The sequence below is a fragment of the Aliivibrio sifiae genome, from assembly GCF_002954715.1.
GTDB lineage: Bacteria > Pseudomonadota > Gammaproteobacteria > Enterobacterales > Vibrionaceae > Aliivibrio > Aliivibrio sifiae.
Genome location: NZ_MSCP01000003.1, coordinates 323,783 through 341,317 on the forward strand (window position 1 = coordinate 323,783; position 17,535 = coordinate 341,317).

The 17,535-nt window shown below is 40.2% G+C and carries 16 protein-coding genes; 6 read left to right on the top strand and 10 right to left on the bottom strand.

Translation table 11 applies throughout. From position 1 onward, the window contains the following. Window positions 1-76: 76 nt before the first annotated feature. On the bottom strand, window positions 77-268 hold the full coding sequence (locus tag BTO23_RS19845) for a hypothetical protein (protein WP_060993451.1): 192 nt from the start codon (window positions 266-268) through the stop codon (window positions 77-79). A 186-nt stretch (window positions 269-454) separates the two neighbouring features. Here BTO23_RS19845 and tusA point away from each other — a divergent pair, with 186 nt between their 5' ends. Then, window positions 455-706: a sulfurtransferase TusA gene (gene tusA / locus BTO23_RS19850; protein ID WP_060993452.1), complete on the top strand. Its 252-nt coding sequence runs from the start codon at window positions 455-457 to the stop codon at window positions 704-706. Window positions 707-764: 58 nt separating this feature from the next. Here the strand turns inward: tusA and BTO23_RS19855 are convergent, their stop codons facing one another. From BTO23_RS19855 to glyQ, 4 genes are all read right to left on the bottom strand, one after another. After that, a complete protein-coding gene (locus tag BTO23_RS19855; protein WP_060993453.1) occupies window positions 765-1,025 on the bottom strand; it encodes a hypothetical protein in 261 nt (86 codons plus the stop codon). A 150-nt stretch (window positions 1,026-1,175) separates the two neighbouring features. Further along, a complete protein-coding gene (locus tag BTO23_RS19860) occupies window positions 1,176-2,798 on the bottom strand; it encodes an alpha-amylase (protein ID WP_105064392.1) in 1,623 nt (540 codons plus the stop codon). Between the two features lie 144 nt (window positions 2,799-2,942). Beyond that, window positions 2,943-5,024, bottom strand: coding sequence for a glycine--tRNA ligase subunit beta (gene glyS, locus BTO23_RS19865; protein ID WP_105064393.1), 2,082 nt, complete (start codon window positions 5,022-5,024; stop codon window positions 2,943-2,945). Window positions 5,025-5,026: 2 nt separating this feature from the next. Further along, window positions 5,027-5,959: a glycine--tRNA ligase subunit alpha gene (glyQ, locus tag BTO23_RS19870; protein WP_060993456.1), complete on the bottom strand. Its 933-nt coding sequence runs from the start codon at window positions 5,957-5,959 to the stop codon at window positions 5,027-5,029. Between the two features lie 218 nt (window positions 5,960-6,177). Between glyQ and BTO23_RS19875 the strand changes: the two genes are divergently transcribed. After that, window positions 6,178-7,425 carry a valine--pyruvate transaminase gene (locus BTO23_RS19875; protein WP_105064394.1) on the top strand — a complete coding sequence of 416 codons (1,248 nt, stop codon included), beginning with the start codon at window positions 6,178-6,180 and terminating at the stop codon, window positions 7,423-7,425. 246 nt (window positions 7,426-7,671) lie between these two features. On the opposite strand, the gene ibpA is transcribed toward BTO23_RS19875, so the two are convergent. From ibpA to dnaA, 5 genes are all read right to left on the bottom strand, one after another. Next, window positions 7,672-8,106 carry a small heat shock chaperone IbpA gene (gene ibpA / locus BTO23_RS19880; protein ID WP_023604444.1) on the bottom strand — a complete coding sequence of 145 codons (435 nt, stop codon included), beginning with the start codon at window positions 8,104-8,106 and terminating at the stop codon, window positions 7,672-7,674. A gap of 425 nt (window positions 8,107-8,531) precedes the next feature. Then, entirely contained in the window at window positions 8,532-10,949 is a 2,418-nt protein-coding gene (gene gyrB / locus BTO23_RS19885; RefSeq protein WP_105064395.1) for a DNA topoisomerase (ATP-hydrolyzing) subunit B, read from the bottom strand. 17 nt (window positions 10,950-10,966) lie between these two features. Next, window positions 10,967-12,046, bottom strand: coding sequence for a DNA replication/repair protein RecF (gene recF / locus BTO23_RS19890; protein WP_060993459.1), 1,080 nt, complete (start codon window positions 12,044-12,046; stop codon window positions 10,967-10,969). Between the two features lie 15 nt (window positions 12,047-12,061). After that, complete coding sequence (gene dnaN, locus BTO23_RS19895) at window positions 12,062-13,162, bottom strand: DNA polymerase III subunit beta (RefSeq protein ID WP_060993460.1); 1,101 nt, start codon at window positions 13,160-13,162, stop codon at window positions 12,062-12,064. Window positions 13,163-13,193: 31 nt separating this feature from the next. Beyond that, entirely contained in the window at window positions 13,194-14,603 is a 1,410-nt protein-coding gene (gene dnaA / locus BTO23_RS19900) for a chromosomal replication initiator protein DnaA (RefSeq protein ID WP_060993461.1), read from the bottom strand. A gap of 294 nt (window positions 14,604-14,897) precedes the next feature. Here dnaA and BTO23_RS19905 point away from each other — a divergent pair, with 294 nt between their 5' ends. The 4 genes from BTO23_RS19905 to rpmH all read left to right on the top strand — a co-directional run bounded on the left by BTO23_RS19905 (window position 14,898) and on the right by rpmH (window position 17,527). Then, a complete protein-coding gene (locus BTO23_RS19905; protein WP_105064396.1) occupies window positions 14,898-15,650 on the top strand; it encodes an amino acid ABC transporter substrate-binding protein in 753 nt (250 codons plus the stop codon). A gap of 152 nt (window positions 15,651-15,802) precedes the next feature. Next, window positions 15,803-16,474, top strand: a complete 672-nt coding sequence (locus BTO23_RS19910) for an amino acid ABC transporter permease (protein ID WP_061005055.1) — start codon at window positions 15,803-15,805, stop codon at window positions 16,472-16,474. Next, window positions 16,471-17,208 carry an amino acid ABC transporter ATP-binding protein gene (locus BTO23_RS19915; RefSeq protein ID WP_061005057.1) on the top strand — a complete coding sequence of 246 codons (738 nt, stop codon included), beginning with the start codon at window positions 16,471-16,473 and terminating at the stop codon, window positions 17,206-17,208. Before BTO23_RS19910 ends, BTO23_RS19915 begins: the two co-directional genes overlap by 4 nt. A 184-nt stretch (window positions 17,209-17,392) precedes the next feature. Then, window positions 17,393-17,527 carry a 50S ribosomal protein L34 gene (gene rpmH, locus BTO23_RS19920; protein ID WP_012548915.1) on the top strand — a complete coding sequence of 45 codons (135 nt, stop codon included), beginning with the start codon at window positions 17,393-17,395 and terminating at the stop codon, window positions 17,525-17,527. The last annotated feature ends 8 nt before the right edge of the window (window positions 17,528-17,535 follow it).

The window sequence follows — 17,535 nt, forward strand, 5'->3', positions numbered from 1 at the left end:
CTTAGTTTGGGATTAAGAATGATAAAGAGACGGGAAAGTTAAAGTGTGTGTTATTTTTTATTGTATTAATTCTGAGTTAGTAATCTTGCTCTTCTGCTGCTTCACTTTCTGACCATGTTTTTAGTTCGATAGTAAGCGCAACCATAACGGAGGCAAGGCTAATTAAAGGGAAAAGATTAATATTTTCTGGTGTGCGCAGCACTAGCGAGCAAATCGTAACAAAACAAAGAACACAATAAATAGTTAAACGATCTATTTGAGTAAGCATAATAGCGATCCTTCTATTACTTTCTTTCTATAACCAAAAACATTTAAAACAATACGTTAACCATCCAATGTTAATGTGTTGTTAATAAGCAAATTACTCTCTTTTCAGTTCTTTGCCAATGTGTATTGATTATTTTTTTTACAGCAGTATGATCTTGGTCGCCTTTAATTGTAAAGAGATACAACAATGACCATCAACTTTGATACAGCAACCCAAACACTAGAAGCGGAAGGATTACGCTGCCCTGAGCCTGTCATGATGGTTAGAAAAACAATCCGACAGATGCAAGATGGCGAGACTTTGCTAATTAAAGCCGATGACCCATCAACAACTCGTGACATCCCAAGTTTTTGTCGCTTTATGGATCATGAGCTACTTGCAGAAGACACCGATACTCTCCCTTACCGATTTTTAATTCGTAAAGGGCTTCCAGCTTAAAATGATAAAGGCGACCAATGTGGTCGCCTTTATTCTATTTTTCATTATGAACAGACAGCTATTGAGTTTGTGTACTGATATCTCGAATTTGTTTCTGAATACTTTCTATTTCGTGCTGCAAATTACGCATTTCTTTTTTCATTGGTAATACATAATGAACCCGGACCCAAGCATCAACAGAAAGTCCTGTTGTTACAATGGCTCCAACCACCATGGGTACCCACATATCTGTTAATACCATACCCAATAAATTCAGTGCTAATGCTACAGTAAATAAGTAACACTGGCTTTGCGGTGAGATAGCTAAAAAACGAGTCATGATAAGCTCCTATCCTTTAAGAAACATCTACCAATACAACTATTCTAGCTATAGATTATCACCTCTACATCAAAACCTATGTGTCTAGTATCACACTCTTATTCTGATATTATGAAACTTTGATGACATAATAAATCCCGATTGAAAGTGCTATTCTCCGGTATACACAACCATCACTTTATCGGTATCATTTTTACGTATAAAAGCATAATAAGGTTCTTGTTTAATAACCTGACTCTCACCTTGTGAAATAGAGGAATGATTACCTCTAAAAGTAAGTAACTTCTTCCAGTGAGCTGATAATGTCCAATTTTGTCCCGTCATTTCATCCCAATTCATCATGCTATATAAATTTCCGGCTTTAGCACTTTCATCGCCATACCACACAGATAAACCACCTTTAGACAATAATAAGGCTGATGCCGCATCACGGTATTGAACATAATTCGCTGAACTTAGTTCTGGCTTTTTATCTTTACCAAACCACGTTAATGCTGATAAATGATTTTCTTCTGACGTATCAAGTTGATGATTTAACGACGCAAGGCACTGCTTTTCAATTGAATGCATTTGAGGAATAAAATAATTATTATTTTTTAAATCAATCACTGCAAATGAAGAGCCTTCAAGTGCTTTGTATTGATTGTTCTTTTTCCACGCATCAAAGACTTTGCTGCCGCTCTGTTCCAATAGTTTTGTTAGTTGTGGCGTAGATTGAGACAACACAATCCCATCAATACCAAATTTAGTAACCCAGGCTGTTATCCATTCAGAGAGTAATTCATTTTTATTTCCGCTAACCTGAAGAACCGCTGTCGTTGGTTTATTAGTAAAGAATCTTGGTGTCGTTACATCAACAGAACCATTAAACCAAGCTTCTGACCACCACTGTGGTATCTCACCTTTTTCATTTTTAAAATCATCAAGATAATTTGTCAGGTTTTGACCGTCTTTAGGTTGCCACTCACTCCAGTAACTCGGAAGATTGTTTTCTGAACTTGGCTTAATTCCAAATTGTTGTAAATCCGATAAACTTGGTTGAGATGGCGCAGTATCCACACTCCACACCACTCTCATTCCTAATTGATGAGCTAAATCGACGAAGGTTTGCATTTCTTGCTCACTACCCATGTTGGTATCGAGTTGAGTCCAATCTAACGTTGCACCACCTGCATATGGGTATTCTGGTGTATTACCATCTTTACTCGGAATCCAACCATGAATTTGCTCTAACGGTGTCGAAAGCCAAAGAACATCAACTCCCAATTCAGCTAAATAATCTAGCTTTTGGGTTAATCCTGCAATATCCCCTCCATTAAAGCCTTGTTCTGCACTTTGACGGCCGTAACTGTGGTCGTTCCAACTATTACCGTTATAAAAACGATCAGTAGCAATATGGTAAAATGTGGCACTCTGCCATTGGAAATCAACCTTCTCTGTTGTTGATTCCGATACTGCTCTTGATTCTAATAATAGTAAACCACCACTATGACGACTTGGCGTTAACGTTATTTGTCCATTTTTTACCTGAGCAATATTACCAGTATAGGCATCAGTAACTACCTCTCCTTCTGACCACAGATCAGAAACGGTCACTGTAACAGACTGTATTCCTAGTGAAGGGCATATTGTCTCTTTATCAGTCGTTGAGGTCGATGAAATAGGCTCATTGGTGGTTGGGGTATTTGAATTATCCGTAGATAGTAATGAGGTACTTTGACACCCAACCATAAGAGAAAGAGAGATAAGCGTTGCACACACAGATAATTTCATCGAAATCAGCAGCCTAATATAAAGAGAAGAGTGTCAATTGTAGTCACTGTTCTCTATATAATTAACCTCTAATTTTCGAAAACACGATATTTAGACAAAAAAATACCCCGCCAGAGCGAGGTATTTCATCAGATATATGAATTTCTATTTTTGAAGAAGAGAAATATCAGCAATATCTAAGAATAAATTACGTAGCTTATTCAGTAAGGTTAAACGGTTAAGCTTAAGCGCTTCATCATCAGCCATAACCATAACACCATCAAAGAAGGCATCAACAGGCTCACGTAGCTCAGCTAGGCGGCTTAATGCTTCTTGATAATTACCAGCAATAAATACTGGTTCTAGTGCTTCAGCTAGGATCTCAACTTTCTCTGCCAATACTTTCTCTGCATCTTCTTGAAGAAGAGCCAGATCGATTTCTTGAGCCAGTTCACCATCGAATTTCGCAAGGATATTACCTACACGCTTATTCGCAGCCGCTAGAGATTCAGCAGCGTCTAGTTCACGGAAGTGAGATACCGCTTTCACTCGCTTATCAAAATCAGCAGGCTTAGTAGGGCGACGAGCTAGTACCGCTTGGATGATGTCCACACTGAAGCCTTCATCTTGGTACCATGCACGGAAACGACCTAGCATGAAATCAATTACGTCAGTGTCTACGTTTGCATTCGTTAGCTTCGTTGTACCATCTTCTAGAGCAAATAAAGATTGTGCTTTAGCCACTAGATCAACTAGGTCTAAATTGTAATCTTTTTCAACGATGATACGTAGGATACCAAGAGCTGCACGACGTAGTGCAAATGGATCAGAACCTTTTGGTGCTTGACCAATACCGAAGATACCTACAAGCGTATCTAACTTATCAGCCATTGCTACTGATGCAGATACGTCAGTACTTGGTAGATCATCACCAGCGAAACGAGGCATGTATTGCTCGTAAAGTGCTAGTGCAACTTGTGCATCTTCACCATCGTGAGTTGCATAGTGCATACCCATAACACCTTGTGTATCTGTAAATTCAAATACCATTGATGTCATTAAGTCACATTTAGCAAGTAGACCTGCACGTTGAGATTTCTCAACATCCGCACCAATTTGCTCTGCGATGTAACCAGCAAGCTCAGTAATACGGTCTGTTTTGTCTTTGATTGTACCCAATTGCTTCTGGAAGATAGCTTGCTCTAGTTCTGGCAGACGGTCGATAAGCGGACGCTTACGGTCTGTATTGAAGAAGAACTCAGCATCAGCAAGACGCGGACGAACCACTTTCTCATTACCTTCGATAATGTGACGAGGCTCTTTAGATTCGATGTTAGTAACAAAGATGAAGTTAGGAAGTAGGTTCTTCTCTTGATCATATACTGGGAAGTACTTTTGATCGCCCTTCATTGTGTAAACTAGCGCTTCTGAAGGAACGTTTAAGAACTCTTGCTCGAACTTAGCTGTTAATACAACAGGCCATTCAACCAAAGACGTTACTTCTTCAACTAACTCGTCTTCTAGATCCGCTGTACCACCAACTTCTTGAGCTGCTTTTTGAGCATCAGCAAGGATGATCGCTTTACGCGCATCGTAGTCAGCCATTACTTTACCGCGCTCTTCTAAGATCGCAGGGTATTGGTCAGCAGAATCAATCGTAAACTCGCTTTCACCCATGAAACGGTGACCACGGATAGTGCGAGCAGAAGCAACACCTAGGATAGAGCCTTCAACTAATTCATCACCCAATAGGATAGTCAGTGTTTTTACTGGACGAATAAATTGAATGTCTGAGTTACCCCAACGCATTGCTTTAGGAATTGGTAAGCCAGCAAGTGCTTTTGCTGCTAATTCAACAACAAGCTCTTGTACCGGTTGACCTTTAACAGCTTCTTTATGAAGTAACCATTCGCCTTTGTCTGTTTTTAGACGCTCAGCTTGCTCAACCGTAATACCATTACCACGAGCCCAACCTTGAGCTGCTTTGGTTGGATTACCGTCAGCATCAAATGCAGACGCGATAGCTGGACCACGTTTCTCAACGATTTTATCCGCTTGACCTTCATCTAATTCAGCCACTTTAAGCGCTAAACGACGAGGAGTTGCGTACCATTTAATACCTTGGTGTGCTAAATCCGCCGCTTTAAGGCCTGCTTCAAAATTAGCAGCAAACGCTTCAGCTAATGAACGAAGTGCTTTTGGTGGAAGCTCTTCAGTACCTAATTCGATTAGAAAATTCTTCGCCATGATTACTTCTCCTCAGTTGCTGTCGGTTTATTAGAACGACACATAGGGAAGCCTAGCGCTTCACGTGATGCATAGTATGCTTCTGCAACCGATTTAGTTAGGTTACGAATACGAAGAATATAACGCTGACGCTCTGTTACAGAGATAGCTTTACGAGCATCTAACAGGTTGAATGCATGACCTGCTTTTAGAATGCGCTCGTACGCTGGAAGAGGTAGCGGCTTTTCAAGCTCAAGCAATTCTTTACACTCTTTTTCACACTGATCGAAGAATCCAAATAGGAAATCAACATCGGCGTGTTCAAAGTTGTAAGTCGATTGCTCTACTTCATTTTGGTGGAAAATATCACCATAAGTAACCACACCTTGAGGACCATGGTTCCAAACAAGATCGTAAACCGAATCTACTTCTTGGATGTACATAGCAAGACGTTCGATACCGTAAGTGATTTCACCAGTAACAGGTTTACACTCAAGACCACCAACTTGTTGGAAGTAAGTAAATTGCGTTACTTCCATGCCGTTTAGCCAGATTTCCCAGCCTAGACCCCAAGCGCCCAATGTTGGGTTTTCCCAGTTGTCTTCTACGAAACGAATATCATGAACAAGAGGATCGATACCAAGCACTTCTAAAGAACCTAAGTACAGCTCTTGAATGTTATCTGGAGAAGGCTTTAACGCTACCTGAAATTGATAGTAGTGCTGCAGACGGTTTGGGTTCTCACCATAACGGCCATCCGTAGGACGACGAGATGGTTGAACATAAGCGGTAGCCATTGGCTCTGGGCCAAGTGCACGCAGACATGTCATTGGATGAGATGTACCCGCACCCACTTCCATATCTAGTGGCTGTACAATTGTACAACCTTGTTGTGCCCAATAATCCTGCAGCGCGAGGATCATTCCCTGGAAGGTTTTGATATCGTATTTTTGCATAATTTAATTCGCGCGATGGTTGATAAATATAACCAAGAAGTATACCTCGCTGACCCCTTTGGGAGTAGCAAAAATAAGCACTTTATGAAAATTCACTTTGAGTTTACGGCCTAAGCAATGAAATAAGGGCCTATCTTGGCTCTTTATCTCTGTTTGGTGTTGAGGTATGTTGTTAAAACAATCAATACATCCACTCTCTAATTATCACGGTAGTCGTAATGAAGTTTACTCAATTTGGCGAAAAATTTACTCGTTACAGCGGGATCACCCAATTAATGGATGATCTAAATGATGGCCTACGCACCCCTGGCGCAATCATGCTCGGTGGTGGTAACCCAGCTGGCATTCCCGCCATGCTCGACTACTTTAAAAATGCCTCACAAAAGATGCTCGATTCAGGTGAATTAGTGGCAGCAATGGCTAACTATGATGGCCCACAAGGCAAAGACAGCTTTGTAAAAGCATTAGCTAACTTACTTAAAGAGACTTACGGCTGGGATATCAGCTCTAAAAACATCAGCCTAACCAATGGCTCTCAAAGTGCATTCTTTAGCTTATTCAATTTATTAGCAGGTACTTATGCTGATGGTTCTAAAAAGAAAATTTTATTGCCTCTCGCACCTGAATACATTGGCTATGCCGATTCTGAATTAGAAGTAGATAGTTTTATCTCTTACCGCCCAGAGATTGAATTACTCGACAACGGTTTGTTTAAATACCATGTCGATTTTAGTCAGCTTAAAGTTGATGACTCGGTTGGCGCTATCTGTATTTCTCGCCCGACTAACCCAACAGGCAACGTGATCACCGACGATGAAGTGATTAAGCTTGATAAACTGGCGCGTGAAAATAATATCCCATTAATTCTCGATAATGCTTATGGTACCCCTTTTCCGAATATTATCTTTGAAGAAGTCACGCCATTTTGGAATGAAAATACCATTCTTTGCATGAGCCTTTCTAAATTAGGTTTACCGGGCTTACGCTGTGGCATCGTGATTGCCAATGAGAAAATGACAGAGGCGATGACCAACCTAAATGGCATTATCAGCCTTGCACCAGGAAGCATGGGACCAGCATTAGGCCTGCACATGATTGAGTCTGGTGATTTATTGCGTTTAAGTGAAGACGTAATACAGCCGTTCTACCGTCATAAATCTCAAGCCGCGGTTAAGATGCTACAAACGGCGATTACTGAACCTCGTTTTCGTATTCATAAACCTGAAGGCGCGATTTTCTTGTGGCTATGGTTTGATGGGCTGCCAATCACCACGATGGAACTGTACAGACGCTTGAAAGCGCGTGGCGTATTAATTGTTCCGGGAGAGTATTTCTTTATCGGCCAAGACGACAGTTGGGATCATGCTCACCAATGCTTACGCATGAACTACGTACAAGATGAAGCCATGATGCAAAAAGGCATCGATATTATTGCAGAAGAAGTACTGAAGGCGTATTCAGAGTAGATAAAAAGCGGTGAGTTGTGGTACTCATGATTCATTGCTTTTGTAATTAACTCAAATAATGGTTTGTTGCTTTGGAATCAGCAATTCTGTTTGTCATCGCTAAATGAACCACTCCTACAAATGCCATCTATTGATGATGGAAAAGCAATAATCCATTAATTCATAGCTCAGCGAATAGCAGACACAAAAAAGGCGCTATCACAGCGCCTTCATTTCAAATCTTTACCAATATTTACCAATCTACGATTAGCTTTCCAGTAAATTATTGCCGTTAATCGCAATCTTACGTGGTTGCATCGCTTCTGGAATTTCACGTTCTAAATCAACATGCAGCAAACCATTTTCCATGGTTGCGCCCACCACTTTCACGTAATCCGCTAATTGGAATTTACGCTCAAAATTACGCTCTGCAATACCTTGATATAAATAGGTTTTAGTTTCATCAGCATCAGGACGTTCACCACGCACAATCAGCATATTTTCATGTTGAGTTAAATCGATTTGTTCTTCAGCAAAACCCGCCACCGCCATGGTTATACGGTAGTTATGTTCTGATTTTTGTTCGATGTTGTACGGAGGGTAACCGCCATTTGTTTTTGCCGTGTTATTTTCCATTAGATTGAAAAGACGATCAAAACCAATTGCTGAACGGTACAGTGGAGTGAAATCTACATTACGCATAATACTATCCTTTACTTTAAGCAATAGTGAGGACAACTACCCCGAACTTGGGTCCTTAGTTGACTCTATCAAATTATAAGACTTTCCATTTTGGACAAGTCATTTTCAGAAGACCCTATCGGCATCCTCTTCATAACTAGATATGTGGCTCAGTGATTTTACTTTCAAGAGATACTGGCTATTTATTTTTCGATTTAAACCAAAAATACCGCTAACCCTCTGAACAATAAATAAAAATAAACCCCAAATTCCAGACAAAAAAAAGCACCGCCAACAGCAGTGCTTCTTAATTTTCAACTTAGCATTTATGATTCTAGATGAAGTCAGTTCGTTCTAATTCAAGAAGAAGGCGCGGAGCTTATGAACATAAGTGAGCACCTTCGACGCAGAAGTAGGACTAACTGGCAAAATATAGAATTAAAAATTTATACGTCTAAGTTAGCAACACGTAATGCGTTCTCTTCAATGAAGTTACGACGCGGCTCAACATGATCACCCATTAGCGTAGTAAACAATTCATCCGCACTTACTGCGTCATTAATCGTTACTTGCATCATACGGCGAGAATCAGGATCCATCGTTGTTTCCCAAAGCTGCTCTGGGTTCATTTCACCTAGACCTTTGTAACGTTGTAAATAAACGCCACGACGAGAGTCTTTAATCAACCATGCAATCGCTTCATCCAGTGTTTCTACTAGTTGCTTACGCTCGCCACGTTGTGCATAAGCACCTTCTTCAATCAGACCATTAAGCGATTCTGATAAATCAGCAATACGACCGTACTCTTTCGAGTTCAGTAGATCTGCACTTAATACGTATTCATGTTGAACACCGTGAGTACGCACAACAAGCTTAGGCTGGTGAATGTTTAATTCTTCATTAAAATCTAGAGCCGGATTATATTGGCTTGCACCAGTTTCATGCTCGTTAAGATCAGCAACTAATGCCTCAGTCCATGCTCGAACTGTCGCTTCATTTTCACACTCTTCTTGAGTTAAACGAGGCGTGTAAACTAAACGATTTAATAGCGGTAATGGGTAACGACGGCTCATACGCTCAATCAATTTAACCACACCATTAAACGTGCGAATTAAGTTTTCAAGCTCTTGACCGAAGATAGATTCATTTGGATTAACAAATAACGCGGCATTGTCTAATGCTTGCGTAATTTGGTATTCACCCATCGCTTCTTCATCTTTAATGTATTGCTCTTGTTTACCTTTCTTCACTTTGTAAAGTGGTGGTTGAGCAATGTAGATGTAGCCACGTTCAATCAGCTCAGGCATTTGACGGTAGAAGAAAGTCAAAAGTAGAGTACGGATGTGAGAACCATCGACATCGGCATCGGTCATGATGATGATGTTGTGATAACGTAGTTTATCTGGATTGTATTCGTCACGACCAATACCACAACCTAATGCAGTAATTAGTGTTCCAACCTCTTGAGAAGAGATCATTTTATCAAAACGTGCTTTTTCTACGTTTAGAATTTTACCTTTCAGCGGAAGGATCGCTTGGTTTTTACGGTTACGTCCCTGCTTGGCTGAACCGCCAGCAGAGTCCCCTTCCACTATGTATAGTTCAGATTGTGCAGGATCTTTTTCCTGACAATCAGCAAGCTTACCAGGAAGACCTGCGATATCTAACGCGCCTTTACGACGAGTCATTTCACGAGCTTTACGAGCCGCTTCACGTGCGCGAGCCGCATCAATGATTTTAGAACAAACCATTTTTGCTTCGCCTGGATTTTCCGCTAAAAATTCAGCTAATTTTTCATTCATTGCCGATTCAACCGCAGACTTCACTTCTGAAGAAACCAGTTTATCTTTAGTTTGGCTTGAGAATTTAGGATCAGGAACTTTAACAGAAACAACCGCCGTTAGACCTTCACGCGCATCATCACCTGATGCTGATGATTTCGCTTTCTTAGAAAAGCCTTCTTTGTCCATGAACGTGTTTAATGTACGAGTTAACGCAGAGCGGAAGCCAGATAAGTGAGCACCACCATCTCGTTGTGGGATGTTATTGGTGTAACAAAAAATGTTCTCTTGGTAAGAGTCATTCCACTGCATCGCTACTTCAACAACAATACCGTCTTCTTTACGCTCTGCATCAAAATAGAATATTTTCTGGTGAACTGGCGTTTTATTACGGTTTAAATGAGTAACAAACGCTTGAATACCACCTTCAAACATAAAGTGATCAGATTTATCTTCTTCACGCATGTCTTGTAAAATAATAGACACACCAGAATTCAAGAAAGAAAGTTCACGTAGACGTTTAGCTAAGATGTCATAAACAAACTCAACGTTTGTGAATGTTTGGTCACTAGGCCAAAAACGAATTTTGGTACCTGTTGTATCTGTTGTGCCCACAACCGCTAATGGCGCTTGAGGTTCACCGTGACAATACGTTTGTTGAAAAATTTCACCTTTACGATGAATCGTTAGTTCAACTTTTTCAGATAATGCGTTTACAACCGAAACACCAACACCGTGAAGACCACCCGATACTTTGTATGAGTTATCATCAAACTTACCACCAGCGTGAAGTACCGTCATGATAACTTCTGCTGCTGATACGCCTTCTTCTTCATGGATTTCAGTTGGAATACCACGACCATCATCACTAACCGAAACAGAGTTATCTTCATGAATCGTTACAATAATGTCATTACAGTGACCAGCAAGAGCTTCATCGATTGAGTTATCGACAACCTCAAACACCATGTGGTGAAGACCAGTACCGTCGTCGGTATCGCCGATATACATACCCGGACGTTTACGTACCGCATCCAGACCTTTTAGTACTTTAATACTCGATGAATCATAATTTTCTGACATGAGTTACTCTCGCGTTTTTATCCTTGGGCTATTTTGCCATGTTCTATCTCAAACATCTTGCTTTCTTCATCATGCATATCTGCAATCTGTTCAGCAGTTATTGAACTGATAAACACCTGTGCCTTTGTCTGTTTCAAATATTGAGCCAGCAATTGGCGACGGTGACTATCCAATTCAGAAGCAAAATCGTCTATTAAATAGATGCACTGCTTTCCTGTTGCTTCCGTTAAATGTTGTCCTTGCGCTAATCGTAACGCACATACCATCAACTTAAGTTGACCACGAGACAACACATCTTCAACAGGAGTGCCTGCAACTTTAATTCGTAAGTCGGCTTTATTTGGGCCGCCGACGGTATAACCCAGCTGTTTATCTCGCTCAAAATTTCGTTTAAGCAATTCCGCGTAAGGAGTATCTTTCTCCCAACCTCGGTAGTATGACAGCTTTATGTCGAATTCTGGTAAGAATGCCTGACATATTTGTTGAGTTGCTTCAGATATGTGATTGATATAATCCACTCGCCACTGATCGATTTTCTCAGCTAGCAGTGCAAGTTCCAAATCCCAGTAACTCAACTCTCGATAACTTTGTGCCGTTTTTAATAACGCATTACGCTGCTTAGTCAGTCGCTTCACCCTGCTCCATGCATCATAAAATGCAGGTTCCACGTGAAACACCCCCCAATCAATAAATGCTCGGCGAAATTTAGGGCCGTCGGTAACTAATTCAAACCCTTCAGGGTGAATCAATTGAAGTGGTAAAACCTTGGCTAATTGTGCCAGTTTTTGTCCACTTTCTCCGCCTATTTTTACCTCAGTTGTGCCATCTCTCTGTTTATTTATGCCTATTGGCAATTCAAACTGCTCTGGCGTGGTAAATCGACCATGAATAAAAAGCTCGTCACAGTCATTTCGAATAATTCGACCTGTTAACGAGCTTTTGAAAGAACGCCCGTGCCCGAGCAAATAAATAGCTTCAAGGACACTGGTTTTCCCACTACCATTAGGACCGATAACAAAATTAAACCCTGTAGATAATTGAATATCACATGAGTTAATGTTGCGAAAATCATTAATGATTAAACGTGATAATGGCATGTTTTATTGTTGTCTTTATAGACGAATAGGCATAACAACATATTGTGCTTCATCATTCGCACAATCTTCCACTAACGCACTCGCGTTCGCGGTTGTCATTGAAATACGTACACGCTCACACTTCAATGTATTTAATACATCCAATACGTAACTAACGTTAAACCCAATCTCTATATCGTCGCCTTGGAAATCTACATCTAAGATCTCTTCTGCTTCTTCTTGCTCTGGGTTATTAGCAGTAATACGCATTTGGTTATTCGCTAAATTAACACGAACACCACGGAATTTTTCATTCGATAGAATAGCGGCACGCGCAAATGCTTGACGCAATTCATCACAGTCCGCTTCTAATGTTTTGTTGCTGCTCTGCGGCATTACACGGCGATAATCAGGGAAACGGCCATCAACAAGTTTGGAAGTGAACACAAAATTATTTACTTCAGCACGTACATTTGAATTACCAAACTGTAAAGTAACACTCTGATCCGGCGAGTCAAGAAGACGAACAAGCTCTTGAATACCTTTGCGTGGCATGATCACTTGTTGTTCAGGTAGTTCAGATTCAACTGGCATATTACATACTGCCATTCGGTGACCATCGGTTGCTACAGAACGGAAGATATTACCTTGAGTTTCGAACATCATACCATTGAGATAATAACGAACATCTTGGTTCGCCATAGAAAACTGTGTACTTTCTATTAGCTTACGCAGTTGAGCTTGAGATAACGTGATCTCTACTTCACTCTGCCAGCCTTCAATATTTGGAAAATCATTCGCAGGTAAAGTCGCTAATGTAAATCGACTACGACCAGAACGTACTAAAACACGATCGCCTTCTAATGCGATAGTAATGTTGGCGCTATCAGGAAGACCACGACAGATATCAAGAAACTTACGAGAAGGAACCGTAATAGTACCGGCTTCAAAATCTCCTTCTAACGTAATTTTACTGATCAATTCTACTTCTAAATCGGTTGCAGTCATAGACAACTGACCATTTTCTACCTGAAGTAAAATATTGCCTAAAATTGGCAATGATGGACGGCCCCCAAGGGCACCAGATACTTGTTGCAGTGGCTTTAACAACAGACTGCGTTCAATAGAAAATTTCATAATACTCGTTTATTTAAAAGTAGATAATGACTTACGATGATAACGTTCGAATCAAGTTAGAGTAGTCTTCTTTTATATCATGACTCTCTTCACGAAGCTGAGCTATTTTACGACAAGCGTGAAGTACAGTTGTATGGTCTCGACCACCAAACGCATCACCGATCTCAGGTAAACTATGGTTAGTTAACTCTTTTGACAGTGCCATTGCAAGTTGACGTGGGCGAGCAACCGAGCGAGAACGGCGTTTAGATAATAAATCTGCCATTTTAATCTTGTAGTATTCCGCTACGGTTTTTTGAATATTATCAATCGTCACGAGCTTTTCTTGCAGTGCTAGCAAATCTCTCAGTGCTTCTCGCACAAAATCAATCGTAATCGCACGACCAGTAAAGTTTGCATTAGCTATAACTCGGTTAAGTGCACCTTCTAATTCACGTACATTTGAACGTAAACGTTTTGCAATAAAAAAAGCAACTTCATCAGCTAGGTGAATCTGATGATCTTCTGCTTTCTTCATCAAGATAGCAACCCGAGTTTCTAATTCTGGCGGCTCAATCGCAACGGTAAGACCCCAACCAAAACGAGACTTAAGGCGATCTTCTACGCCATTAATCTCTCTTGGGTATTTATCCGACGTTAGAATGATTTGCTGATTACCTTCTAATAATGCATTAAAGGTATGAAAGAACTCTTCCTGAGAACGCTCTTTATTAGCAAAGAATTGAATATCATCGATAAGCAAAGCATCAACACTACGATAATAACGTTTAAATTCTTCAATCGCGTTATTTTGTAGCGCTTTAACCATATCTTGAACAAAACGTTCGGAATGCATATATACAACTTTAGCATCTGGTTTACGTTCAAGAATCGCATTACCTACGGCTTGCAATAAATGGGTTTTACCTAAGCCAGTTCCACCATATAAGAAAAGTGGGTTATATGCCGTTCCTGGATTATCAGAAACCTGACGAGCAGCGGCTAAACCAAGTTGGTTTGATTTACCTTCTACAAAGTTAGTAAATTTATGCTTAGGGTTAACGTTAGAGCGATGATTTAAATCAGCAGAAACCGGTTCTGAACTCTGGGATTCCCATGGTTTATTTACTGATTGTCGAGCTTGAAGTTGTGCAGGTGCTGAGGTTGAAGCAGCAACATCCGCAGCCGTTCTTTTAGGCGCTGGTGCAGCAGATACAGGTTTACTTCCCACTTCAAAGCGTAATGTAGGTACATCACTACCACAGAACTCATTTAATAATGAGTTAATGCTATTTAGGTACTTATCACGAACCCAATCCAACACGAAACGGTTCGGCGCAAATAGCGTAAGGGTATTGTCATTTAATTCAGCTTGCAGTGGTCTAACCCACATGCTGAATTCTGCGGAAGGTAATTCTTCTTGAAGGCGCTGTAAACACTGCAGCCAAAGCGATGAAGACACGGACAACCCCACTCATAATTATTTTAAAAGGTTGTCGATTTTATACTGTGGATAACTATTGTGCCAGTGTTAGATCGATGATCCAGTGAATAAGATCGAAGTTATTCACACCGATCACGCTTTTTTACCTAGATCAACACACTTTTTACCTTAGTTATACCCACATTAATCAACAATGATTGAAAAACAGACTTTTATTGAGCATTTGGTTATTACACATAACCATCGGGTATTTAGAGATGAATCGCAAAAAAAGTATGATGATCTCACTGATGAATAATGGGAGTATCAATCATGAAATGGACAAAGAATATCCTTACTGGATTAGCGTTAACTTTAGCAGCAACACAGTTTGCTCAAGCAGCCACTGAAGTAAAAGTAGGGATGTCTGGTCGTTATTTCCCATTTACCTTTGCTAAGCAGGATAAATTACAAGGTTTTGAAGTTGATTTGTGGGATGAAATTGGTCGTCGTAATGATTACAACGTAGAGTACGTTACAGCGAGCTTCTCTGGCCTATTTGGTTTATTAGAAACCGGTCGTATTGATACAATTTCAAATCAAATAACAAAAACAGAAGCACGCGAAGCAAAGTATCTTTTTGCTGATCCTTATGTTGTTGATGGTGCTCAAATTACCGTTCGTAAAGGTAACGATAGCATTAAAAGTATTGATGACTTAGCAGGAAAAACCGTTGCGGTGAATTTAGGATCGAACTTTGAGAAATTACTAAGAGATAATGATAAATCAGGCCAAATTAACATCAAAACTTACGATACTGGTATCGAACATGATGTCGCTTTAGGTCGCTCTGATGCATTTGTGATGGATCGTTTATCTGCGGCACAATTAATCAAAAAGTCAGGTTTACCACTACAATTAGCAGGTGAACCGTTTGAAACGATCGAAAATGCATGGCCTTTTGTTAAAAATGAGAAAGGACAAAAACTTCAGAAAGAAGTGAACAAAGCCCTCTCTGAAATGCGTGCAGATGGCACATTAGCAAAAATATCTCAAAAATGGTTTGATGCTGACGTAACAAAATAATCTGTTACTTATGTTAAGTAAGCGTTCACTCAGATAGAACGATCAAAACCCACTATCAACTCTAGTGGGTTTTGTGTTTATTGCTTATCTCATTTATTTCATTGACACTAACAACAGTCACTTTTCTTCATACGAATACATAGAGAGACATCATGGGATTTGATTTTACGTATATGATTGAGCTCTTACCTATACTATTTAAGTATTTAGGTACGACACTAGAAATGGCAATATGGGGATTATTCTTCGCATTAGCTCTCGCGTTAGTACTTGCTAACTTAAGAGTATTTAAAGTCCCTGTATTGGATCAACTCAGCCAGCTTTACATCAGTTTCTTTCGTGGAACACCATTGCTTGTTCAGTTATTCCTTCTTTATTATGGCCTACCGCAAGTGTTTCCAATTTTTGTTGGGTTGGATGCATTCAGTGCTGCCGTTATCGGGTTAACACTTCATTTTGCAGCTTATATGGCTGAAAGTATTCGTGCAGCTATTATTGGTGTCGATCGCAGCCAAATGGAAGCGAGCTTGTCTATCGGTATGACAACTTCCCAAGCAATGCGTCGTATTATTCTACCTCAAGCAACTCGCGTGGCTTTACCTTCATTAATGAATTACTTTATCGATATGATCAAGTCGACTTCTTTGGCCTTTACACTTGGTGTATCTGAAATAATGGCGAAAGCTCAAATGGAAGCCTCTTCCAGCTTTAAGTTCTTTGAAGCCTTTTTAGCCGTAGCGCTAATCTATTGGGGTGTTGTCGTTATTCTTACCCGAGTACAAACTTGGGCTGAAACTAAACTTAATAAGGCCTATGTACGATGATAAAAATTACCAACCTACATAAAAGCTTTGGTGAGACTGACGTTCTCTCAGGTATTGACCTTACCATTAATAAAGGTGAGATAATTGCCGTCATAGGATCTAGTGGCACAGGCAAATCCACATTACTAAGATGCGTTAATTTTCTTGAAACAGCCGACAAAGGAACTATCAGTATTGATGATGTCAGCGTTGATGCTGAAAAAAATACCAAGGCAGAAATATTAGCGTTACGACGAAAAACAGGCTTTATCTTCCAAAATTATGCCTTATTCTCTCATTTAACCGCACGACAGAATATTGCTGAAGGCTTAATAACTGTCCACAAGTGGAATAAGGCAGAAGCACTCAAACGATCTCAACAAATATTAGATGATATTGGTCTTGGTGATAAAGGAGATAGTTACCCTGCAGCCCTCTCTGGTGGCCAGCAACAGCGTGTAGGCATTGGTAGAGCAATGGCATTAGAAGCTGAGCTATTATTGTTTGATGAACCCACGTCAGCACTGGATCCAGAATGGGTAAATGAAGTATTGAGTTTAATGAAAAAACTCGCTACTCAACATCAAACCATGTTAGTAGTTACCCATGAGATGCAATTTGCTAAAGAAGTCGCCGATAGAGTTATCTATATGGCTGATGGAAAGATCGTAGAACAAGGAACGCCTGAACAAATTTTTGGTTATCCACAGGATCCAAAATTACAGAAATTCTTAAATCAAGTTGGGATCGCATAAAGATCCTTGCGCTCTCGCTCACAAAACGTATAATTCATCGTCCGGAAAATACGTGGAACCTCTTATTGACTATTTTTCTGTCAATGATTACAATTCCGCCTCTTTGTTGAGAGGCGTCGGAATGTACGTCCCACGCCGGGTTTAATTAAACCTAATAACTACTGATCAGTAATAAGGTAATACCATGAAACGCACTTTCCAACCTTCAGTTCTTAAGCGTAAACGTTCTCACGGCTTCCGTGCTCGTATGGCAACTAAGAACGGTCGTAACACAATCAACGCTCGTCGTGCTAAAGGCCGTAAGCGTCTATCTAAGTAATCAATAGA